Origin of the sequence: Streptomyces sp. NPDC058773, assembly GCF_042746015.1 — a bacterium.
Classification (GTDB): domain Bacteria; phylum Actinomycetota; class Actinomycetes; order Streptomycetales; family Streptomycetaceae; genus Streptomyces.
In genome coordinates this window covers 36,710-58,088 of the sequence record NZ_JBHYPE010000034.1, presented here as the reverse complement: position 1 = coordinate 58,088, position 21,379 = coordinate 36,710, and the positions used below count along the sequence as shown (strand labels likewise).

General features: G+C 72.4%; 15 protein-coding genes, 1 tRNA gene and 1 pseudogene. 5 read left to right on the top strand and 12 right to left on the bottom strand.

Annotated features, from left to right (window positions below):
• The first annotated feature begins 58 nt into the window (after positions 1–58).
• The 4 genes and pseudogenes from ACFW5B_RS25840 to ACFW5B_RS25825 form a co-directional block, all read left to right on the top strand.
• Positions 59–1,408, top strand: a complete 1,350-nt coding sequence (locus tag ACFW5B_RS25840; protein WP_386444100.1) for a VWA domain-containing protein — start codon at positions 59–61, stop codon at positions 1,406–1,408.
• A gap of 59 nt (positions 1,409–1,467) precedes the next feature.
• On the top strand, positions 1,468–3,156 hold the full coding sequence (locus tag ACFW5B_RS25835; RefSeq protein ID WP_386444097.1) for an FHA domain-containing protein: 1,689 nt from the start codon (positions 1,468–1,470) through the stop codon (positions 3,154–3,156).
• Positions 3,157–3,285: 129 nt separating this feature from the next.
• Entirely contained in the window at positions 3,286–3,690 is a 405-nt protein-coding gene (locus tag ACFW5B_RS25830) for a globin (protein ID WP_386444094.1), read from the top strand.
• A 22-nt stretch (positions 3,691–3,712) separates the two neighbouring features.
• Positions 3,713–3,898 (top strand): annotated as a pseudogene (locus ACFW5B_RS25825) (ABC transporter ATP-binding protein); the annotation flags it as partial.
• Between the two features lie 216 nt (positions 3,899–4,114).
• Here ACFW5B_RS25825 and ACFW5B_RS25820 read toward each other — a convergent pair.
• The 7 genes from ACFW5B_RS25820 to ACFW5B_RS25790 all read right to left on the bottom strand — a co-directional run bounded on the left by ACFW5B_RS25820 (position 4,115) and on the right by ACFW5B_RS25790 (position 15,307).
• Positions 4,115–4,849, bottom strand: a complete 735-nt coding sequence (locus ACFW5B_RS25820) for a hypothetical protein (protein ID WP_386444091.1) — start codon at positions 4,847–4,849, stop codon at positions 4,115–4,117.
• Positions 4,846–5,280: an acyl-CoA thioesterase gene (locus tag ACFW5B_RS25815; RefSeq protein ID WP_386444088.1), complete on the bottom strand. Its 435-nt coding sequence runs from the start codon at positions 5,278–5,280 to the stop codon at positions 4,846–4,848. Before ACFW5B_RS25815 ends, ACFW5B_RS25820 begins: the two co-directional genes overlap by 4 nt.
• Before the next feature lie 5 nt (positions 5,281–5,285).
• The gene (gene ettA, locus ACFW5B_RS25810) at positions 5,286–6,950 is read right to left on the bottom strand and encodes an energy-dependent translational throttle protein EttA (RefSeq protein WP_386444085.1); all 1,665 of its coding nucleotides are present in this window, start codon (positions 6,948–6,950) and stop codon (positions 5,286–5,288) included.
• 621 nt (positions 6,951–7,571) lie between these two features.
• Positions 7,572–8,969 (bottom strand): LAETG motif-containing sortase-dependent surface protein, encoded by a 1,398-nt coding sequence (locus ACFW5B_RS25805; RefSeq protein WP_386444082.1) that lies wholly within the window; start codon positions 8,967–8,969, stop codon positions 7,572–7,574.
• Between the two features lie 468 nt (positions 8,970–9,437).
• Entirely contained in the window at positions 9,438–10,406 is a 969-nt protein-coding gene (locus tag ACFW5B_RS25800; RefSeq protein ID WP_386444147.1) for a single-stranded DNA-binding protein, read from the bottom strand.
• Between the two features lie 312 nt (positions 10,407–10,718).
• Positions 10,719–12,539, bottom strand: a complete 1,821-nt coding sequence (locus ACFW5B_RS25795) for a GTPase (RefSeq protein WP_386444079.1) — start codon at positions 12,537–12,539, stop codon at positions 10,719–10,721.
• A gap of 842 nt (positions 12,540–13,381) precedes the next feature.
• Positions 13,382–15,307, bottom strand: coding sequence for an ATP-binding protein (locus ACFW5B_RS25790; RefSeq protein ID WP_386444076.1), 1,926 nt, complete (start codon positions 15,305–15,307; stop codon positions 13,382–13,384).
• Positions 15,308–15,609: 302 nt separating this feature from the next.
• Between ACFW5B_RS25790 and ACFW5B_RS25785 the strand changes: the two genes are divergently transcribed.
• Positions 15,610–15,685 (top strand) — tRNA-Arg (locus ACFW5B_RS25785).
• A gap of 164 nt (positions 15,686–15,849) precedes the next feature.
• Here the strand turns inward: ACFW5B_RS25785 and ACFW5B_RS25780 are convergent.
• From ACFW5B_RS25780 to ACFW5B_RS25760, 5 genes are all read right to left on the bottom strand, one after another.
• The gene (locus ACFW5B_RS25780) at positions 15,850–16,650 is read right to left on the bottom strand and encodes a DeoR/GlpR family DNA-binding transcription regulator (protein WP_386444073.1); all 801 of its coding nucleotides are present in this window, start codon (positions 16,648–16,650) and stop codon (positions 15,850–15,852) included.
• A gap of 35 nt (positions 16,651–16,685) precedes the next feature.
• Entirely contained in the window at positions 16,686–17,747 is a 1,062-nt protein-coding gene (locus tag ACFW5B_RS25775) for an NAD(P)-dependent alcohol dehydrogenase (RefSeq protein WP_386444070.1), read from the bottom strand.
• 116 nt (positions 17,748–17,863) lie between these two features.
• Positions 17,864–18,772, bottom strand: coding sequence for a carbohydrate ABC transporter permease (locus ACFW5B_RS25770; protein WP_386444067.1), 909 nt, complete (start codon positions 18,770–18,772; stop codon positions 17,864–17,866).
• On the bottom strand, positions 18,769–19,749 hold the full coding sequence (locus tag ACFW5B_RS25765) for a carbohydrate ABC transporter permease (protein ID WP_386444064.1): 981 nt from the start codon (positions 19,747–19,749) through the stop codon (positions 18,769–18,771). Before ACFW5B_RS25765 ends, ACFW5B_RS25770 begins: the two co-directional genes overlap by 4 nt.
• A 74-nt stretch (positions 19,750–19,823) precedes the next feature.
• Positions 19,824–21,158, bottom strand: a complete 1,335-nt coding sequence (locus ACFW5B_RS25760; RefSeq protein WP_386444144.1) for an ABC transporter substrate-binding protein — start codon at positions 21,156–21,158, stop codon at positions 19,824–19,826.
• Between the last annotated feature and the right edge of the window lie 221 nt (positions 21,159–21,379).

Genomic DNA, 21,379 nt, shown 5'->3' with positions numbered 1-21,379 from the left:
TGCGCCATGCACCACGTGTACGGACCGACCGGTTACGGCGTCTCAAGGAGCGGAACGGATGGCCAACTTCGCCAAGTCCCGGGTGCCGCGTTTCTCCGCCGAGGTGCACCAGAACCCCTGTCTCCCCGAGGGCGGGCGGGAGATGCACGCCGTCGTCACGGTCACCGCGACCGGCGGCGGCACGACCGGGGGCCGGCCGCTGCCGGAAGCGGGGAGCGGCGGGCCGGAAGCCGGCGTGGTGATCATGCTGGACTGCTCCGGTTCGATGGACCATCCGCCGGCGAAGCTGCGCGGCGCCCGGGAGGCGACGGCCGCCGCTCTCGACACCGTGCGCGACGGCGTCGGCTTCGCTGTGGTGGCCGGTACCCACCGGGCCGTCGAGGTCTATCCCGGCGGCGGCCGGCTGGCCGTGGCCGGGGCCGCCACCCGGACGCAGGCGAAGGCGGCGCTGCGCGCGCTGACCGCGGGCGGCGGCACGGCGATCGGCGGCTGGCTGCGGCTGGCCGGCCGGCTGCTGTCGTCGGCCGGGACCGGCATCCGGCACGCCATCCTGCTCACCGACGGCCGCAACGAGCACGAGTCGCCGCGGGAGCTGCGGGCGGCCCTGGACGCCTGCGCCGGGTCGTTCACCTGCGATGTCCGCGGGGTCGGCACCGACTGGGAGGTCAAGGAGGTCACCGGCATCGCCTCGGCGCTGCTGGGCACCGCCGATATCGTCGCCGATCCGGCCAATCTGACCGCCGATTTCACGCGGATGATGAGGGCGGCGATGGGCAAGGCGGTCGCCGATGTCGGGCTGCGGCTGTGGACGCCGCTGGGTGCCGAGACCGTGTTCGTCCGGCAAGTGGCGCCCACCGTGGAGGACTTGACCGGGCGGCGCCGGGAGTCCGGTCCGCGGTCGGCGGACTACCCGACCGGCTCCTGGGGCGACGAGTCCCGGGACTACCACCTCTGCCTCCGGGTACCGGCCGCCGGAATCGGCCGGGAAATGCTGGCCGGCCGGATCACGTTGGTCCTTTCCACTCCGGACGGCGACCCCGCGCAGCCCCCGCCGCGGCCCCTGACGCAGGCTCTCGTACGGGCCCTGTGGACGGACGATGTGGCCGCTTCCACAGCGATCGATCCGCGGGTGGCGCACTACACGGGTCAGGCCGAACTGGCGCAAGCCATCCAGCAGGGGCTCAATGCCCGCAAGTCGGGTGATACCGCCGACGCCACCGCGAAGCTGGGCCGCGCGGTACAGCTCGCCGGCACCTCGGGGAACGAGGAGGCTGCGAAACTCCTTGCGAAGGTGGTGGACGTCGTCGATACGGCGACCGGTACTGTGCGACTCAAGGCGAAGGTCGCGGAGGCGGACGAGATGACTCTCGAAACGCGCTCGACAAAGACCGTTCGCATGAAGAAATAGCTACGAAAAGTACCGAGCAGTACTACCGGAAAATTCGGTACGGAGGGGGAAGAACCGACATGCCGACCTGCCCGAGCGGCCACCAGTCGGTGGCCGAAGACTGGTGCGAGGTGTGCGGCCAGCGGATGGCGGGTGCTGTCCCCCCGCCGCCCTCCCTGCCTGCAGGATTCCTGAACACCCCGCCGCCGGGGCAGCCCACCGGGCAGCCCGGTCCGCCGCCGGGGCAGCCCGGCCCGCCGCCCGGTGGCCCGGGTCCTGACTTCGGTGGCGGCCCCGGCCCCGCCGACTCCCAGGGCGGCCAGGGCGGCTACGGCTTCCCGCCGCCGGCACAGCCCGGCCCGCCGCCGGGGCAGCCCGGTCCGCCCCCGGCACAGCCCGGCCCGCCGCCGGGGCAGCCCGGTCCGCCGCCCGGCGGTCCCGGCCCCGACTTCGGCGGCCCGAGTCCCGACTTCGGTGGTCCCGCTCCTGACTTCGGTGGCGGCCCCGGTGCTCCCGACTTCGGTGGCGGCCCCGGCCCCGCCGACTCCCAGGGCGGCCAGGGCGGCTACGGCTTCCCGCCCCCGCAGCCCGGCCCGCAGGGCGGACCCGGCGCCCCCGGCCCCGGCCCCGGCCCGTCCGGACAACCGGAGAGCTGCCCGCAGTGCGGTACGCCGCGTGAGGCGATGGCGCCGTTCTGTGAGGGCTGCCGCTACAACTTCCTCACCAACTCCCCGACGTCCTACGCCCCGCCGCCCGCCCAGCAGCCGGGCCCGCCGCCCGGCGCCCCCGGCCCCGGCGCCCAGGGCGGCTACGGCTTCCCGCCCCCGCAGGGCGGACCCGGCGCACCCGCGCCCGGCCCCGGCACCCAGGGCGGCTACGGCTTCCCGCCACCCCAGCCCCCGCAGCAGCAGGGCATGCCCGGCGGCCCCGGCCCCGGCGGCTTCCCCGACCAGCCCGGTCCGGGTGGCTTCCCCGACCAGCCGGGCCCCGGCGGCTTCCCGCCCGGCCCGCCCCCCGGCATGCCGGGCCCCGGCCCGCAGGGCGGCCCGCCGCCGCAGCAGGGCGACGACTGGACGCTGAACCCGCCGAGCGCCCAGGCCGCTCCCCCGCCGATGGCGCCCGCGCCGCCCGGCCCGGGCCCGCAGGCCCCGTTCGAGCAGCAGCAGCCGCCCGCGCCGTTCCCGCCGCAGCAGCAGCCGGGACCGTACGAGCAGCAGCCGCCGTTCGAGCAGCAACAGCAGCAGTCCGGCCCGTACGAGCAGCAGCAGATGCCGCCGCAGCAGCCGGGCCCGGACCAGCAGTGGAACGGCGGCCCCGGCCAGGGCCCCGCGGCACCGCCGCAGGGTCCGGCGCCGGTGGTCGGCACCGGCTGGGTGGTCGCGGTCGCACCGGACCGCGAGTACTTCATGGCGATGATGGGCCGCAGCGGCCCGGAGGCGGCCGGGCTCAACCTGCCCGCTTACTCCCCCGAGCAGGTGCTCGCGCTCGCCAACGGCCAGATCGCGGTCGGCCGCCGACGCAACAGCACCGGCGAGTCGCCCGACATCGACCTGGGCAGCACGCCGGAGGACCCGGGCGTCTCGCACCAGCACGCGCTGCTGGTGCAGCAGCAGGACGGCAGCTGGGCCGTGGTGGACCAGAACTCCACCAACGGCACGACGATCAACCTCGCCGAGGACCCGATCCAGCCGTATGTGCCGGTGCCGCTCCATGAGGGCGACCGGGTGCATGTCGGCGCCTGGACGACGCTGACCGTCCGCCGCGGCTGAGCCGCCAAGGGCCGCAGGCGACCCCGGGGCGTGACCAACCGGTCACGCCCCGGCCGCATTTCCGGCCCCGCCACCGGCCGTGGCCCTACGACCGGAGTCCTCCGCCGGGACGTCTGCCACCATGGACGGGTGAACAAGATTCCACGCGGCACGCTCGAGGAGCAGACCTTCTACGAACAGGTCGGAGGCGAGGAGACCTTCCGGCGCCTGGTGCACCGCTTCTACCAGGGCGTCGCCGGGGACCCGCTGCTGCGGCCGATGTACCCGGAGGAGGACCTGGGACCGGCCGAGGAGCGGCTGGCGCTCTTCCTCATGCAGTACTGGGGCGGCCCCCGCACATACAGCGACGGCCGCGGCCACCCCCGGCTGCGGATGCGGCACGCCCCGTTCACCGTCGACCGGGCCGCGCACGACGCCTGGCTGCGGCACATGCGGGACGCGGTGGACTCGCTCGGCCTGTCCGAGCGCCACGAAACACAGCTGTGGAACTACCTCACCTACGCCGCCGCGTCGATGATCAACTCCGCAGACTGACCGCACCACTTCCCGGCCGGCCCTGCCACGACCCGGTCACGCCTGGACACGGCACCCGCGAACGGCCGCCCGGCCCGTCGAGGGGCATGACGCGCCGATCGCCTGCGACCGGCTGGTGCGCGCCTTCACCACCGCCAGGGTGAAGGCGCGGGCGCGCCAGGGGCTCGATCTGCTGGTCGCCGAGGGCGAGTTGATGGCGTCGGCCGGCTTCCGGCAACGACGGCTGATCGGTCGCGCCACGGGGCCGTCTCCGGGGCTGCTGCCACGGCCGGCCGATGCGCCTCATCACGAGGCGTCTCAGCGGCAGTTGGTGACGTCCGGGCCGACCAGCCGTCCCGGCCGCCGGAGTTCCCGTCCCGGCCGTCCGTCAGCCCGTCGCGGCCGGACAGTCGTCCCCTCGCGCCCCGGCCCCCGAACACTCCATTCAGACCGGTGTCACCGGCAACCCCGACAGCCCCGTCGAGCCCGTGGCCGCGCCGCCGGTCCGTACGGCGATCGACCCGTACGGGGTGCTCAGCCGCAGCCAGCCGCCCGCGGACAGCAGGCTCAGCGGCTGATGCACGGGCTGCGCCGAGCGGGCTCCGGCCCCGGTGCCGCCGCCCGTGAGGGCGCCGTCCCGCACCGGGCGCAGAAAGCCCAGCGACTGCGCGGCATGGGCGGCGCGCAGCGGGAGGTGGGTGTCGCCGAGGGTGCGTGACCAGATTTCCCGGCCGATGCGGTCCCGTTCGGTGCGGGTGCGGTGCTGCGGCGGCAGCGCCTCGTCGCGGGCGCGGAATTCGGCGACCGCGGCGGCCACCGTCCGCACCAGCGCCGCGGGCTCCGGCAGCCCCGGCACCCGCTGCCAGCCGCCGCGCGGCGGCAGCAGCCCGGTCCACGGCGGGCCGGTGACGGCGGCGGGCACGGTCAGCGCCTCCGCCGACTCGGCCACGCCGTCGAGGAGTTCACCGGCGGACACCGTCCGGTCCAGGGTGGTGTCGTCGGCGAGCCGGGCCGTACGGACCGCCAGCACCTCGAAGGACGGCGGGCGGCCGAAGACGGCGAGCACCCCGCCGCCGGCCTGGAGCCGTACCGCGGCGGCGCGGTCGTAGTGGATCAGGCGGGCGAGGAACGCGGCGAGATCCGCCGCCTCCCCCGCACCGGCCAGGTGCAGCACCGTCATCCCGCGACGGACCCCTCCTGATGCGCGGCGTCGTCCAGATACTCCTTGAGGATCGCCTTCTCCTCCGCGGTCAGCCGGCGCGGACGCTCGTCGGCGAAGCTGTACGGCACGACGACGGTCGAGGCCCGCAGGTAGAGCGTGTCCTCGTCCTTGACCTCGTAGGCGACCGTCATCGACGCGGCACTGATCTTCTTCACCCACAGCTCGACGGTCACCGGGGCGTGCCGGTGAACCAGCGGCCGCACGTAGTCGATCTCGTGCCGGGCGACGACCGAGCCGCCCGTGAACGACGGGCTGCCGCCCCCCGGCGCCAGCCGGTTCGTGAAGTCGATCCGCGCCTCTTCGAGGTAGCGGACGAACACCGCGTTGTTGACATGGCCGAACGCGTCCATGTCCGACCAGCGCAGGGGGCAGGAGTAGAGATGACGCACGCCGGTCAGCCCCGGGTGAGCTTCTTGTACGTGGCACGGTGCGGACGGGCCGCGTCCGCGCCGAGGCGCTCGACCTTGTTCTTCTCGTAGGACTCGAAGTTGCCCTCGAACCAGAACCACCGGGAGTCGCCCTCGTACGCCAGGATGTGCGTGGCGACGCGGTCGAGGAACCAGCGGTCGTGGGAGACGACCACGGCGCAGCCCGGGAACTCCAGGAGCGCGTTCTCCAGCGACGACAGGGTCTCGACGTCGAGGTCGTTGGTGGGCTCGTCGAGGAGCAGGAGGTTGCCGCCCTGCTTGAGGGTGAGCGCGAGGTTGAGGCGGTTGCGCTCACCACCGGAGAGCACCCCGGCCGGCTTCTGCTGGTCCGGCCCCTTGAAGCCGAAGGCGGAGACGTACGCCCGCGAAGGCATCTCCACCTGGCCGACGTTGATGTAGTCCAGCTCGTCGGAGACCACGGCCCACAGGGTCTTCTTGGGGTCGATGTTCTCGCGGCTCTGGTCGACGTAGGAGATCTTGACGGTCTCGCCGACCTTGATGTCGCCGGAGTCCGGCGTCTCCAGGCCCTGGAGCATCTTGAACAGCGTGGTCTTGCCGGCGCCGTTCGGGCCGATGACACCGACGATGCCGTTACGGGGCAGGGTGAAGCTCAGGTCGTCGATCAGGACCTTCTCGCCGAAGGCCTTGTTGAGCTTCTCGACCTCGACGACGACATTGCCCAGACGCGGGCCCGGCGGGATCTGGATCTCCTCGAAGTCCAGCTTCCGCATCTTGTCGGCCTCGGCGGCCATCTCCTCGTAACGGGCCAGTCGCGACTTGGACTTGGCCTGCCGCCCCTTGGCGTTGGAGCGGACCCACTCCAGCTCTTCCTTCAGACGCTTGGCACGCTTGGCGTCCTTCTGGCCCTCGACCTTGAGGCGCGAGGCCTTCTTGTCCAGGTACGTGGAGTAGTTGCCCTCGTACGGGTGGGCGCGGCCGCGGTCGAGCTCAAGAATCCACTCGGCGACGTTGTCGAGGAAGTACCGGTCGTGGGTGACGGCGACGATGGTGCCGGGGTACTTCGCCAGGTGCTGCTCCAGCCACTGCACGGACTCGGCGTCCAGGTGGTTGGTGGGCTCGTCGAGGAGGAGCAGGTCGGGGGCCTCCAGCAGCAGCTTGCACAGCGCGACGCGGCGGCGCTCACCACCGGAGAGGTTGGTGACGGGCCAGTCGCCGGGCGGGCAGCCGAGCGCGTCCATGGCCTGCTCGAGCTGGGTGTCCAGGTCCCACGCGTTGGCGTGGTCGAGGTCCTCCTGGAGCTTGCCCATCTCCTCCATGAGCTCGTCGGAGTAGTCGGTCGCCATGAGCTCGGCGACCTCGTTGAAGCGGTGGAGCTTGCCCATGATCTCGGCGGCGCCGTCCTGCACGTTCTGCAGCACGGTCTTCGACTCGTCCAGCGGCGGCTCCTGCAGGAGCATGCCGACGCTGTAGCCCGGGGCGAGGAACGCGTCACCGTTCGACGGGTGCTCGAGACCGGCCATGATCTTCAGCACCGTGGACTTACCGGCGCCGTTGGGACCCACGACACCGATCTTTGCGCCCGGCAGGAAGCTCAGCGTCACGTCATCGAGGATGACCTTGTCGCCGTGCGCCTTGCGCGCCTTGCGCATCGTGTAGATGTACTCAGCCAAGAGAAACCGTCCGGCAGATTGGATCGATCAGGGTCTGTGCGGCACCGCCCCGGGGCCATCGTGCACGGCAACCGAGGGAGGGCAGATACACCCCATCTTGCCGTACGCCTGCGCTCAGGCGGAAACGAGTAGGTCACCCCACCCCTGCCCACGGCCGGCCTACGGCGACTCGGTGTCCGCTTGATTGCCGTCTGTGAGCGTTGATCACGACTGGGGGCGGAGCCGCGAAGGGCGGCGGGTGCCAGCGGCCGGCGCGGGTGGGGGCGAGCCGGGGCGCGGCGCGTGTGAGGACGAGGGGCGGGCGGGGCCGTGGGGCGGGGCCGCACCGATGGCCCGCGGGACTACGACGGCCGAGGCGGGTCCGACAGCCGGGGGACTCCGATGACCACGGCGACGCCGACGGCCGGGAGACTCCGACGGCCACCCGGCACCAACGGCCGGGACGATTACCGCCGACCGATGGACCGCCGACCGCCGACCGAACGCCGACGGCCCCGGAGCGCTGGTGCGTTCCGGGGCCGTGCGGTGCTTCACCGGCGGTCGCCACTTACCGCTCACCCTCGGGGGAACGAGTGGCCGCCGGATGCGGCCGGATGCCGGGGGGGCACCGGCCGCCGGGTGTTACTGGGCGGGGCTGCCGGCCTTCTTCTTACGGAGGAAGAACACCGCGGCGCCGCCGACCACGACCAGGACGACCGCGATACCGGCGATCATCGGGGTGGCGTTGCTGGAGCCGGTCTCGGCAAGGTCGCCGCCCTTGTCGCCGCCGGTGCTGCCACCGACCGACGCCGGGCTGGGCCGGCTGGAGGGCTTGCCACCGCCGCTGCCGGCGGTCTTGCAGTCCAGGACCCCGGAGAACGACTTCTTGAAGCCGCCCTCGCCCTTGATCGTGATGTTGTACGGCTGGTCCTCGGCCACCGGAACCGTCACGGTCTGCGACTTGCCCGGGGCGATCTCGTAGTCCTTGCCGGAGAGCTGGAAGCGGAACGCCTCATCGCCCTTGTTGGTGGCCGTGACGTCCACGCCGCCCTTGGCGCAGTTCTTCTCGGCGGTGATCGCCGGGATGGCGCCCTGCTTCTTCCAGGAGAACGTGGCGGCCGCGGAGACCGTCGACTCGCTGGATCCGGCCAGGATCTGGGTCTGGCTCTTGGCGTGCTCCCCGATGCCGGTGAAGGCACGGCCGACCGGGACCTTGGTGGCGGCCTGCGCGGTCAGCGAGCTGCTGCCGTCCGCGGCACCCGCGGGCACGTCGAAGAACAGCTGGGTGCCGTCGGTCGCGCTGGTGACCGGCTTGCCGTCCTTGCCGACGACCTTGGCACCGGCGGGCACACCGGCGGCCGGGGAGATCGTGACGCTGTCGGCGTTGGTGTGCACGGTCACCGGGCCGAGCTTGCTGCCGGACTTGCCGGAGACGGCCGGCGGGTCGAGCGTCAGCGAGGCCTTGGGCTCGGCGACGTTCTGCGCGCTCTTCTCCAGGTAATCGGCGAGCTTCTCGGCCGCCGGGTCGACCGCGTCCACCTTGGCGTGGTCGGAGAAGCGCCAGATCGCGACCTGGGTGCCGGCCGCGGCGGTCTTCTCGGTGAGGCTCCCGGCGCCGGCCTTGGCGGCGAGCGAGGCCAGGTCGTTCACCTGCGGGTAGGAGTTCTGCAGAATCCAGCGGATCTTGCCCGCGTCCCCGTTGTTGTGCAGCGAGGAGGCGCTCCAGGGCACTTCCTGGTACTTCGCCTGCTGCTGCGTCGGGTTGTGGATGTCGATGCAGTACGTCTGGAGCGTGCCGCCGTTGTCGACCGCCATCTCGAAGAGGCCGGCGCCTACGCGCTGGTCCCCTCCGTCGTTGTGCACGACCGCCTGGTCGAAGGTCTTCAGACCGCCGAGCGTGGCGGTGGCACCCCCGTGGGCGGGGGTCGTCTCGTCCGCCGCGGCAGGCCCCGCGGTGGCTATCGCACCCGCCGCGACCAGGCCGGAGGCCACGACCGCGGCGGCAAGGCGGGCTGCGCCCCGCCTCTTCATCGAAAGCATGAAATTCCCCTCTGGGCGAGGCGGTCGAGTGGGAGAGGTTGCCTCGCCGGAAAGATCCCAAAGAACTCAACAGCCGAACACGTCAGCCCCCGTGAGTACTTGTCGGATCTTATGGAGCAGGTGCATCAGGGTCCCCGGTAATGACCTCCCATAAGCGATCCGAATCGCAATCGTTACCGACAACAGGCACCCTGACCTGGCATTATCGACAAATCACCAGACAGGTTCAGGGCGAACCACCCTTCTCGGGTGAATAGGGCATGGCGGAAGGTGCTGCGGCGCACCTCCGGAAGCCCCGGCGGCAGCCGCAATCCCGCTGGTCGTAGGCGTTTTGACGGCCCTGGCGGTCCCAGGCGGTCCGGCGGTCCCGGCAGCCGCACACCACCGGTTGTGGCGACCACCAGGAGGCCGGGGTGCTGCTTCGTCTTCGCCGTTGAGAACTGGGCACTCGCCAGCGGTCGTCCGCACTCAGGAGATTGGCTGTGGTCCGGCGGCCGACTGCGGTCTGGAAGCCCCCTCCGCTCCGGGGACCGCCCGCCCGCTGGGAGTCACCCGTGCCCTGAAGGGCGACTGCGCCTTAGGGGCCTTCGGCGAGTTGGCAGCTTTCCGTGAGTTGGTGGCTTTCGGTGAGTCGGCGGCTTTCGGTGCGGTGCCTGCCCGGCTCGCTGTCGGGTTGGTTGCCGTGTTCGTCGTCGGGTTGGTTGCCGTCCGTGCACCGACGGTTGCGCGTGGGGCGGCGTCGGGAAACGGGCCTTCCCATAAATCTTGTTGCGCCGGTGGAGCGGGGCGAGGTGGCGGTTGCGGTTGCGATGGCGGAGATGAGGGCGGGTACGGCGCGGTGGGCGAGTGCGGGGCCGGGGAAAACTCCGTCACCTGGGAGTGGCACATCGCCGGGGAGGGCTCCGGCCCCGAGGCGCACTGCGATGCCGGGGAGGGGACCGGTACCGAGAAGGGGCCCTGTCCCTCGGAGGGTTCAGGCGCCGCGGAAGATCCCGGTACCGGAGGAGACTGCTGGGCCGGCGCCGGCACGCCGTCCGCAGCCGCACCCATGCCACTCATGCCGGTACGCGGTACCGACCGGAGGACTCTGCGGAATGCGGCGGTGCCCCGTGTGAGGTCGTGGCCGATCGCCACGGCGTCGACCTCCGCCGAGAACCAGCGCTGCCCGCCCTTCTCCGGCGGCTGCTCCCCCTCCCGCAGCCGCAATCGCCCCTGCACGATGAGTGGTTCGCCCACCGCGACCGACGCCGCCACATTGTCGGCGAGCCCGCGCCACGACCGGACCGTATAGAAACTCGTCTCCCCGTCGGTCCAGCGCTCCAGTGACTTGTCCCACCGGCGCGGGGTCGCCGCCAGCCGGAATCTCGCCACCGTCACACCCGCCGCCGTCTGCCGGTGCTCCACCGCCGTCGCGGCATTTCCCACCAGCGTCACCATCGTGTCGTTCACCTGATACGCCTCCCCCATGTCCTGCGCTCGCTCTGTCACGTACCGCTCGCGCTGCGTGGATCTCATGCTGCACGGATTCGGCAAGCCCCGCCGAGGCCTGTGGACGAGTGGCCGGCTGTGGACAACTCGGCCACCTGGAAGGGGCATCGGACAGTCGCGATCGTCGAGCGGCCCGCAGGTCCTCGTCTCCCCTCCCCCGCCGGACTGCTGCGCCCTTCCGCCCTTCCGCCCTCTCCTCCTTCCGTCCCTCCGTCGTTCCGTCCCTCCGCCCCTCCGTCGTTCCGTCCCTCCGCCCCGGCGTCACGCGCCCGAGGCCACCGCGTACTGCTCCCGTACCTCGCGATAGCGCAGCAGCTCGGCGGCGACCGGCTCCAGCACCCGCGCCCGCCCACACGCCGCCGCCGCACTCCGCAACCGCCGCTCGGCGTCCTGCCCGTAGCGCCGGGCCGGGCCGCGTGCCACCACCCGGCACATCCACCCCAGCGCCGGCCCGCCCACCGACCCGATAACCGCGGGCAGCAGCCCGGACAGCCAGGCCGTCGCGTCGCCCACGCCGGTCACCGCGCCCAGCAGCCAGAGCACACCGACGACTTGGAGCACGGTCAGCATCCCCTGGAGCGAGGCGGCAACCGTCCACCAGCGCGGCCTCACGGCCGGCCCGCCCCGGAGCGAGTCCTCGGCATCGGCCGCCACCACGTCCAGCGCCTCCGGCAGCCCGTGGGCACCGCGGTCCGCGGCCTCCCGCACCGCGTGGGCCCACGGCGCCGGCAACCCGTGTGCCGCCTCGGCCGCCACCGTGCGGACGGCCTGCTCGACCACCGGCCGGGCCGCCGCCCTGCCGTCCACCGCCGACGCGCCACGCCGCCCCGCATCGGCCCGCCCAGCGCCCGTCGGCCCGGGACCCGTCGCCCTGGCGCCCGTACACCCTCCCCGGCCGCTCTCCATTTCCGAGGTCCCGACCCCCGAGGCTCCCGTTCCCGTTGTCCGTCCTCCCGTCATCCCCACGTCGGTCATCCCCGCCCGGTAACCGCGAGCTCCCCACCGTCTCCCCCGCCACCGCCGCATCCGCGACCACGGGGACCCGCAGGCGCGCTCCGCGTACCGCAGCCAATCGCGTTCCGCCGCCCGCCCGGTGGCCACCGCCCCCACCGCCTCTGCCAAACGGTCGTCGAACTCCGCGCGCGCCCGTTCGGTCAGCCCGACCCCGCTCTGCGCCACGTAGACCGACCGCAACCGCTCCGTCGCGGCGTCCACATCCGCCGCGAGCCGCCGGTCCGCCGCGCCCCGTTCCGTGACGAACTGGCCGAGCGCCTCCCGTAGTTCCGCCACGCCCCGGCCGGTCGCGGCGGACAGCGCGAGCACCGCCGCCCCGGGCTCCCCGTGTTCGCTGAGCGCCAGCCCGTCCTCGTCCAGGAGCCGACGCAGATCGTCGACCACCTGGTCGGCGGCGTCCCCGGGCAGCCGGTCCACCTGGTTGAGGACGACGAACATCACCTCGGCGTAGCCCGCCAACGGCCGCAGATACCGCTCGTGCAGCACCGCGTCGGCGTACTTCTCCGGGTCCACCACCCAGATCACCGCGTCCACCAGCTCCAGCATCCGGTCCACCTGGGCACGGTGTTCGGTGGCCGAGGAATCATGGTCGGGCAGATCGATCAGGATGAGCCCGCGCAACTCGGAGCTGCCGTCCGCCGGGACGTGCCGACGGTGGACGGGCACGCCCAACCGGTGCAGCAGCCCGTCCGCGCCCGGCCGGCTGCCCGGCCAGACACAGGCCACCGGCTCCGCGGTCGTCGGCCGACGCGGCCCGACCTGCGAACGATTCGCTCCGGCCAGCGCGTTGAACAGCGACGACTTACCGCTGCCGGTCGCCCCGGCGATGGCGACGACGGTGTGCTCGGCGGACAGCCGGTACCGCTCGTCCGCCGTCTCCAGCACCCGCCCCGCACCCTCCAGCGTCCGCCCCTCCAGCCGGGTCCTGGACAGCGCGATCAACTCCCGCAGCGCATCCAGCCGCGCCCGCAGCCCGCCCCCCACGGCCCGCCGCCCCCCGTCCGCAACCCACCTGTACGGACCCCCGCCACCGTTCTCCACCTCGGCCGGCGAACGCGGCTGCACCATCGCCCCCACGCCCGCGTCATCACGCCCATCAGCACGTGCCCTGCCACCTGGTCCTGCTTCACCGCCGCGGACCCTTTCGCTGTAGGCGCCCTCACGACGGGCTCCCTCGTTACGCGCTCCTTCACCACGGAATCCCCCGACACGCGACCTCTCCGCACGCGTCCGCTCGGCGTGCGTCCGCTCGGTACCCGCCCTCTCGCTACGGGGCTCCGCGCCATGGCCTTCCGCAAAACGGGATTCCGCATCACTGTTTTCCCCGGCCCGGTCCCCGAACGGCGCACCCACTGGCGTACCAACCGGCGCGCCACCGCCCGCCGCAACAGCTGCCTCGACCGGAGCCTCCACCCGCGCCCCCGGCCTCGGCACCCCCGCATCCCGCGCCCGCCGTGCGATCAACCCGTCATCCCACGTCCCACCCACTCGTGGCCCTGGCGCCGGCGCTGCGCCGGCCTCTGCCCCGGATACCGGTCCGGGTCCGGATCCGGCCGCATCGGACCCCACAGCCGCCCCGGCCTCCTCCTGCTCCCTCAACACCGCAGGCCGCTGCCCCTCCTGAGGCTCGGCAGCCTCTGCCTCCCCCACCGCCCCCAAGGACCGTCCAGAACCCACAGATCCCACCGCCTCTACATCCCCCGCCAACTCCCCACCCCCGCCAGACGCCACCACTGCCCCCGACTCGTCCGACTCCCCCGGCTCCCTCGATGTCTCAGACTCCGCCGACGCCGCTTCCCGCGCCGACATCACCTCCCCCATCGCCGACGCCACCCCCTCAACCGCCACCACGCCCTCCCCCACCGCTACGCCGGCCTCTCCCTCCCCCGAACCCACCACCGCGGAATCCCTCACCCCGACACCTCCTCCTTCTCCTTCTCCTTCTCCAAGACCCTCGTCCTCGCCCTCTCCTCCGCCTGCCCCTGCTCCCGCCGCCGCTCCTTGGGCCCCCGCGCCCGCTCCGTCTCCGAGTCCTGCCGCTGCCTCTCCCTCTGCAATACGGACAGTGCAGCGATCAGCTCCGCCTGCTGGTCCAGCGGCACGGTCAGCTGGTCCAGCGGTGCCAGCCGCCGCTCGCGCTCACCGTCCAGGGCGCGCTCCAGATAGGTGGCCAGAAGGCGGCCGCCCCGCTCGCAGAGCCGCAGCGCGGTCTGTGCACCCAAGAGGTCGGCGAGGTTCTCGCCCGCCGTACGGGCGCGACGGCCGCCGAGCAACGCGGTGGCCAACAGCGCCGCCGACTCCTCCGGCTCGACCGACCCGGCACGCTCCCCGGCCTGCCCGGCGCGCGCCTCACGGGTCTCCTCCTCGGCCAGCTCCTCCAGGCAGCGCCGCCAGCGCCGGACGATCACACCGAGCCGCCCGCCCGCGCCTTCGGCGCCCGCGGCGGCCGTCAGCGAGACCTCGGCCGCCGCCGGGTCCCGCCGCCAGGCCTCCGCGGCCCGCTCATCGGCCTCGTCGACGGCGCAGGTCAGCAGCGAGGTGAGCCCGTCGGTCAGCGCGTCGAGCAACTCGTCCGACCGGCCGTCGAGCCCGTGGTCACGCCAGTGGGCGCGCGCGTCCCCGGACAGCACCTCACCGGCCGCGACCTCCTGCCGTACCCGCTCTGCGGCCCGCTCGTACGCCTCCTCGACCCGGCCGGCCAGCCGCAGCGCCGCAGCGTGCTGAGCGGCGGCGGCCCCGGCCAGCGCGGGCAGCCGGCTGCGCAGCGAGGCGATCACCCCGGCGGCCGTGCGTTCCGCCGCGGCGGAGCGGGCGAGGGGGTCCTGGGCGTGGCGCTCCAGCCAGTCCCGCAGCGCCGCGACGGCCGTGGCGGGCAGCAGCCCGCTCCCGCCACCGGCCGATTCGGGCAGCTCGGGGATGGTGAACCGCGGGACATGACCGAGACCGGCCCGCTGGAGGAGTTCGGCGTACCGCCCGGAGATGTCGGTGGCGATCTGATGCGGCACCCGGTCCAGCACGGTCACCAGCGTGACGTCGTACTCCTTGGCCGTACGCAGCAGATGCCAGGGCACCGCATCCGCGTACCGGGCGGCCGTCGTGACCAGCACCCACACATCCGCCGCACAGATCAGCTCGGCGGCCAGCTCCCGGTTCCGCGCAACCAGCGAATCGATGTCCGGCGCATCCAGCAGCGCCAGCCCACTGGGCAACGCCGGATCCGTCTCGACCCGCACCGTCAGCTTCCCGGCCTCGCCGCCGCCACCCACCGGGCCCGGCCCTACGCCCGCCCCGTGTCCACCGATCGCCCCATGTCCGCCGACTGCCCCGAGCCCGCCACCACCCTCCGCTGCGTCCCCTCCACCAACCCGGACTCCGGCGCCGCCCCCGCCCCCGTATTCCGCGCGGCTCAGGCCTCCCCCACCCGGCGCATACTCCCCCTCGCCGCCGTCGTCCTGCTCGGGGACCCACACCCGGGCGAGCTGCGGCAGGACCCGGGGGCCGGCGAACCAGTGGAGATCGTCGGGATGGCATACCAGCACCGGCGTACGTGTCGTCGGACGCAGCACCCCGGCCTCCGAGACCCGCCGCCCCACCAGCGAATTGACCAGCGTGGACTTGCCCGCACCGGTCGATCCGCCGATCACCGCGAGCAGCGGCGCCTGAGGGGAGCGCAGGCGGGGAATCACATAGTCGTCGAGCTGGGCGAGCAGCTCGGCCCGGTTGCGCCGGGCTCGGGCAGCGCCCCGTAGTGGCAGTGGAAAGCGTGCGGTGTCGACGCGGTCGCGCAGAACGGACAGTGCATCGATCAGCCGGGGTCGTACGTCCAAGGTCGCCACATGCGCAGAATGCCCAATTTCGTTAGGTTTTTGAAGCGTATAACCCCTCGTGTGTACCGAAAGAACCCCCACAGAACGGCATAAGTGACACGCGAGACACTCGCGGCAAGCGAGACGCAGGCATAACGAGTGCACAACACCCGCCGCGCGAGGCGCCAAAAGCGATGCAGGATTCGTACCCGCCTGCGATTATCGGGACCGCTTCACCGAACCTCCACAACGTGCCACGGAGGTGAAGCAACCGGGACGAGGCACCCGGACCTCTATCCTTGACCGCGGTCCGTGATCCACGTCCACACCCGGCCCCCGTAGCTCAGTGGATAGAGCAGGTGCCTTCTAAGCACTTGGCCGCAGGTTCGAGTCCTGCCGGGGGCGCCAGGCGAGACCCTCCCGCCGGGAGGGTCTTTTTGCTGCCGTTGTCGGTGGCGGCGTTGCTCGGTGGCGGGTGGGCGCTTTCGGTTTGCTTGGTGACGGGCCTTCGCGGACGGGCGCTTGCCGGGCTGTCCGGTGCCGGTCGCTTCCCACGCCGTCCGGTGCCGGGGTCAGCGTCCGCCGGGGTCGATTGCCTGCACCGCCACGCCCAGACCGCGGATCGCGCTGATTTCGTTTTCCGGGGTGGTGGTGTCCGTGAGAACGGTGTCGTAGGCGGTGATGGTGCCGAAGGCGTGGGTGGCGGTTTTGCCGAATTTGGAGTGGTCGGCGAGGAGGAGGGAGCGGCGGGAGCAGGCGATCATGGCTTCCTTGACGTCCGCGTACTCGCGCAACGGGTGGAAGAGGCGGCCTTCGAGGATGGCGGTGGCGGACATCAGGGCGAGGTCGGCCTGGAGGCGGGAGAGGGCGCGGGTGACCTCGGGGCCGGTGCAGGAGTTGAACTCGCCGCGGTACTGGCCGCCCAGGAGGGTGACCGTCACGTCCGCTTCGGAACCGAGGAGCTGGGCGATGCCGACGGAGTTGGTGACGACGGTGAGCTGCTCGACGTTCCGGAGGGCGGCGGCCAGGGGGTAGAGGGTGGTGGAGTCGTCCATCACCACCGTCTGGCCGGGCTGGATCCAGGCTGCGGCGGAGGCGCAGATGGCCTTCTTGGCCGGCAGGTTCTCGCCCTCGCGGAAGCGGGTGGCGGTCTCCATGGTCAGGGCGGGGAAGGCGACGGCCCGGCCGCGCTTCTTGCGGAGCAGATGGCGGCCGGCCAGGTCGTCGAGGTCACGGTGCATCGTCATCAGACTCACCTGGAAGTGGTCCGCCAGCTCGTCGATGCGGGTCTCGCCGTGCTCGACGACGTAGCGCAGGATGGTCTGGCGCCGCTGTTCGACGGTGGCCTGCGATGACCGTGCCTTGTTGGGCACGTGTGTCTCCCTTCCCGGCCCTGCCGACAGGGCGGTCAGTTCTCCTGCGGACACACGACGGACTTGATCGCGGTCCGGTCCAGAGCACCCGTGGTGAGTGCTCGTTCGGTGTCCTCCAGCCGGTGGCGGTGGGTCACCAGGCGGTCGAGTGCGACCTCGCCCGAGGCAGCCAGTGAGACCGCCGTCGGCCAGGTGTTGGCGTAGCGGAAGGTGCCGGTGACCTCGATCTCGAAGTTTTGCACATGCGCCAAGGGGAGCGGGATCGTGTCGCCGCCCATGCCGATCAGGACGACCCGCCCGGCGCGGCCCACCGCGCGGATCGCCTCGTCCGCCGCCGCGGGGACCCCGGAGCACTCCAGCAGGACGTCGGGCTCGAATCCGGTGCCGGCGAGGCGGGTGGTGCGGGCGTCCACGGTGTGGGTGGCGCCCAGTTCGCGGGCCAGGGCGAGGCGGTGCGGCGCGACGTCGGTGACCATGACGTCGGTGGCGCCGAAGGCGCGGGCGGTCTGTGCGGCGATCAGGCCGATGGGTCCTGCGCCGGTGACCAGGACCCGCGATCCCGCCGTGACGTGTGCCTTGCGGCAGGCCGCGACGCCGACGGACAGCGGCTCCAGCAGCGCGGCGGCCTCCGCGCTCAGGCCGTCGGGGACGGGGTGCGCGAAGTCCTCGTCCACGGCCACGTATTCGCACAGGGCGCCGTCGACGGGCGGGGTGGCGTAGAAGGAGACGTCGGGGCAGAGGTTGTAGCGGCCGGTACGGCACTGGGCGCAGCGTGCGCAGGGGACGCCGGGTTCGAGGGACACCCGCCGGCCGACGGGGTGGAAGCCGGCGCCCGGTCCGCGGGCGACGACGGTGCCGCTGGGCTCGTGGCCGAGCACCATGGGGGCGCGGACGACGAAGTCGCCGATCCGGCCGTGCTCGTAGTAGTGGACGTCGGAGCCGCAGATGCCGACCGCTTCGATCCGGACGAGGACCTGGCCGGGTCCCGGGACCGGTACCGGCCGCTCCTCGATGACGAGGTCCTTGGGGGCGCGCAGCACGGCGGCGCGCATGGTGGCGGGGAGGTGTGCGGGGAGGTGTGCGGGGGTGGGGTTCACGGTCGTCCTTCGGGCGCGGTCGGCGGGGCGGGGCGGGGCGGCAGGTGGGGTCCGGGCAGGCGCTCCGGGCAGGGTGGTGCGCACCCGCCCGTCCGGCGCCCTGGGCTTGCGCCCCTTCACTTGACCGCGCCCAGCGACAACCCCTGGACCAGCTTGTCCTGGGCCGCGAAGCCGGCCGCGAGGACGGGGAGCGAGATCAGGGTGGCGGCGGCACAGATCTGGGCGAGGAAGAGGCCCTCGCTGGTGACGAAGCCGGTCAGGAAGACGGGTGAGGTGACGGCCGCGACGCCGGTGAGGACGCGGGCGAAGAGCATCTCGTTCCAGCTGAAGATGAAGCAGATCAGCGCGGTGGCGGCGATGCCGGGGGCGGCGATCGGGGCCACGATGCGCCGCAGGGTGGTGAGCAGGCCGGCGCCGTCGACCCGGGCGGCCTCCAGGACCGCGACCGGTACCTCGGCCAGGAACGACCGCATCATCCATACGGCGATCGGCAGGTTCATGGAGGTGTAGAGGAGGACCAGGAGCCAGATGTTGTCCAGCAGGCCGGTGTTGCGGGCGAAAAGGTAGACGGGCAGCAGGCCCGCCACCGTCGGCAGCATCTTGGTGGACAGGAAGAAGAACAGCACGTCCCGCCACTTGCGCACCGGCCGGAGGGAGAGGGCGTAGGCCGCGGGGACCGCCAGCAGGAGCACCAGGACCGTGGAACCGATGCTCGCCGTGGCCGAGTTGATCAGTGCGGGCAGCGGGCTCTGGCCGGTGCTGCTGCCGAAGAACTCGCGGTAGCCGGAGAGGGTCAGCCGGGCCGCGACGGACGGCGGATTGGTCGCGGCGTCCGTTTCGGAGTGGAACGAGGTGAGGACCATCCAGGCGACCGGGAGGAAGAAGAGGAGCCCGGCGGCCCAGGCGGTCAGCCCCCAGAGCGCGTTCCCTCCCCTTCTGCGCCGGGCCGGCGCGGGGTGCGGCGGGCGGGGGCGCGCGCTCGCGGTGGGCGGCGCGCCGGCAGCGGTTCGGAGCCGGGTGGTCATCGTGAGGTCTCCTCGCGGAACAGCGACGACACCACGCGCAGGGCGAAGGTCGCGATGATGATCGTGGCGACGAGGACGACCACGGCGTTGGCCGACGCCTGTCCGTACTCGTGCGCCTGGTAGAAGGTCTCGTAGATCGAATACGGCAGGTTGGCGGTGCCGAGGCCGCCGGAGGTGAGGGTGAAGACGGCGTCGAAGTTCTGCACGATGTAGATGGACCCGAGCAGGGTGCCCAGCTCCAGGTAGCGGCGCAGATGGGGCAGGGTGAGGTGGCGGAAGATCTGCCCGGAGCTCGCGCCGTCGACCCGGGCGGCCTCGATGGCGTCGGCCGGCTGGCTCTGCAGACCGGCCAGCAGGATCAGCATCATGAACGGCGTCCACTGCCAGATCAGCGCGGCCTCCACCGCGGCCCTGGGCATGCTGGAGATCCAGTCCGGCTGCACCGGAGGGGCGCTGCCGAAGAGTCCGCCGGCCCAGGTGAGAATCCCGTTCAGCAGACCGTAGTTGGGGTTGAAGAGGGCGTCCTTCCACAACAGCGCCGCGGCCACCGGCACGATCAGGAACGGCGCGATGAACAGCGTCCGTACGATGCCGCGGCCGCGGAACGTCCGGTTGAGCAGCAGCGCGACGGCCAGGCCGAGCGCCAGGGACACCGCGACGACGGACACGGTCAGGACGACGGTGGTGCCCACCGCGGAGCGCAGCTCGCCGTCGGTGAACACCCGGGCGTAGTTGGCCAGTCCGCTGAAGCGGCGGGACGTGGGGTCGAGGGAGTTCCAGCTGAACGAGGAGATCACCAGGGTGACGACGAAGGGCAGCTGGGTGACGACGACCAGGAAGACCATCGCGGGCAGCAGCGGAGCGCGCCGCGCCCAGGTGCCCGCTCGTGCAAGGCGGGTGACCGGTTCGGGGCCGGGTGACCGGCTGCTCGCGGCGGCCCGCGCGGGCGGGCGGGTGGACCGGCTGATGAGGCTCATCTCTGTCTTCCCTCGGGGCTGGGAGTGGGTCGGAGAGGGTTCCGGCCCGCGCGGGCGGGCCGGACACCCGGGGGTCAGCGGTACTTCTTCGCGACCCGTTCGGCGAGCTCCTGGCCCTGGTCGAGCGCTGCCGGGACGGTGGTCTGACCGGCGATTGCGGAGCTGACGCGCTGGGAGACCTGGGTGCCCAGGCTGGTGAACTCCGGGATGCCGACGAACTGGATGCCGGCGGTCGGCCGGGGCTGTACGCCGGGGTTCCGCGGATCGGCCGCGTTGATGGCGTTCAGGGTGGGCCGGGCGAACGCGGACGCCTCCTTGAGGTAGTCGGCGTTCCCGTACGTCGAGGTGCGCTTGCCCGCGGGGATACGGGACCAGCCCAGCTTTTCCCCGGCCAGCTTCTCGTAGTCCTTGCCGGACGCCCAGGAGAGGAACTTCCAGGCGTCGTCCTGGTGTCGGCTCGCCTTCTCGATGCCCCAGGCCCAGGTGGCCAGCCATCCGGAGCTGTCGGTCTTCTTCACCGGCGCGGAGACGTAGCCGACCTTCCCGGCGACCTTGGACTGCTTCGGGTCCTCCAGGGCGCCGGCGCCGGAGGTGGCGTCGTACCACATGGCGGCCTTGCTCTGGCTCATGTCGTTGAGGCACTCGGTGAATCCGGCGTGCGAGGCGCCCGCCTCGCCGTGCTCGCGCACCAGGTCGACGTAGAAGCGTGTCGCGTCCCGGAACGGCCTGGCGTTCACCTGCGCCTGCCAGTCCTTGGTGAACCAGGTGCCGCCGAAGGTGTTGACGACGGTGGTGAGCGGGGCGAACAGCTCGCCCCAGCCGGGCTGTCCGCGCAGGCAGATGCCGCGCATCCCGGGCTCGGCGCCGTCGGCCTTGGCGGCCAGGTCGGCGACCTGCTGCCAGGTCGGATGGGCGGGCATGGTCAGGTGCTTGGCCTTGAAGACGTCCTTGCGGTACATGAGGAACGACGACTCGCCGTAGAACGGGGCGGCGTAGGTCTTGCCGTCGGCCGCGGTGAGCGACTCGGCCATCGGCTTGAGGAGGTCACCCCGGTCGAAGGCCCGGTCCTTGGTCATACGGGAGTCGAGCGGGGCGAGCCAGCCGTTCTTGGCGTAGAAGGGCACCTCGTAGTTGGTGAGCGTGGCCACGTCGTACTGGCCGGCCTGGTTGGAGAACTCCTGGCTCGCCTTGTCGCGCAGGTCGTTCTCCGGCAGCACGGTGAAGTTGACGTGGATGCCGGTCTTCCGGGTGAAGTGCTCCGCGGTGAGCTTCCGCAGGTCCTCCATCTGGGGGTTGTTCACCATCAGCACGCGGATCGAGCGGCCACCGCCGCCTGCCGCGCCGGCGCCGGCGCCCGCGCAGCCGGTGGCCACCAGCGCCATGCCGGTGAGAGCGGCCACCGCGCACATCGGCTTCGACCTGAATCTGATCACTGCTCCTCCTGGAGAGGCGGGGACGGGGAGGGTGGCGCAGGCACCGCGGGGGGGCGAGCGGTGGCCGGCCGGGGGAACGGGGGCGTTCCGGCCGCAAGGCGCCGAGGGGTGTGAGCGGCATTGTTACCAGAGAAGGGATCGCTTGTTAACACATCTTGCGAGAATTAATGGCTGGATCTATCGTCCTGTCAACCGTT

Excerpts from the sequence above, each read along its gene's own strand:
- ACFW5B_RS25800 (WP_386444147.1), bottom strand. The coding sequence starts at position 10,406 with ATGGTGACGCTGGTGGGAAATGCCGCGACGGCGGTGGAGCACCGGCAG.
- ACFW5B_RS25820 (WP_386444091.1), bottom strand. The coding sequence starts at position 4,849 with ATGACGGTGCTGCACCTGGCCGGTGCGGGGGAGGCGGCGGATCTCGCC.
- ACFW5B_RS25795 (WP_386444079.1), bottom strand. The coding sequence starts at position 12,539 with ATGGTGCAGCCGCGTTCGCCGGCCGAGGTGGAGAACGGTGGCGGGGGT.
- ACFW5B_RS25805 (WP_386444082.1), bottom strand. The coding sequence starts at position 8,969 with ATGCTTTCGATGAAGAGGCGGGGCGCAGCCCGCCTTGCCGCCGCGGTC.
- ACFW5B_RS25770 (WP_386444067.1), bottom strand. The coding sequence starts at position 18,772 with ATGACCACCCGGCTCCGAACCGCTGCCGGCGCGCCGCCCACCGCGAGC.
- ACFW5B_RS25760 (WP_386444144.1), bottom strand. The coding sequence starts at position 21,158 with ATGTGCGCGGTGGCCGCTCTCACCGGCATGGCGCTGGTGGCCACCGGC.
- ACFW5B_RS25835 (WP_386444097.1), top strand. The coding sequence starts at position 1,468 with ATGCCGACCTGCCCGAGCGGCCACCAGTCGGTGGCCGAAGACTGGTGC.
- ACFW5B_RS25765 (WP_386444064.1), bottom strand. The coding sequence starts at position 19,749 with ATGAGCCTCATCAGCCGGTCCACCCGCCCGCCCGCGCGGGCCGCCGCG.
- ACFW5B_RS25840 (WP_386444100.1), top strand. The coding sequence starts at position 59 with ATGGCCAACTTCGCCAAGTCCCGGGTGCCGCGTTTCTCCGCCGAGGTG.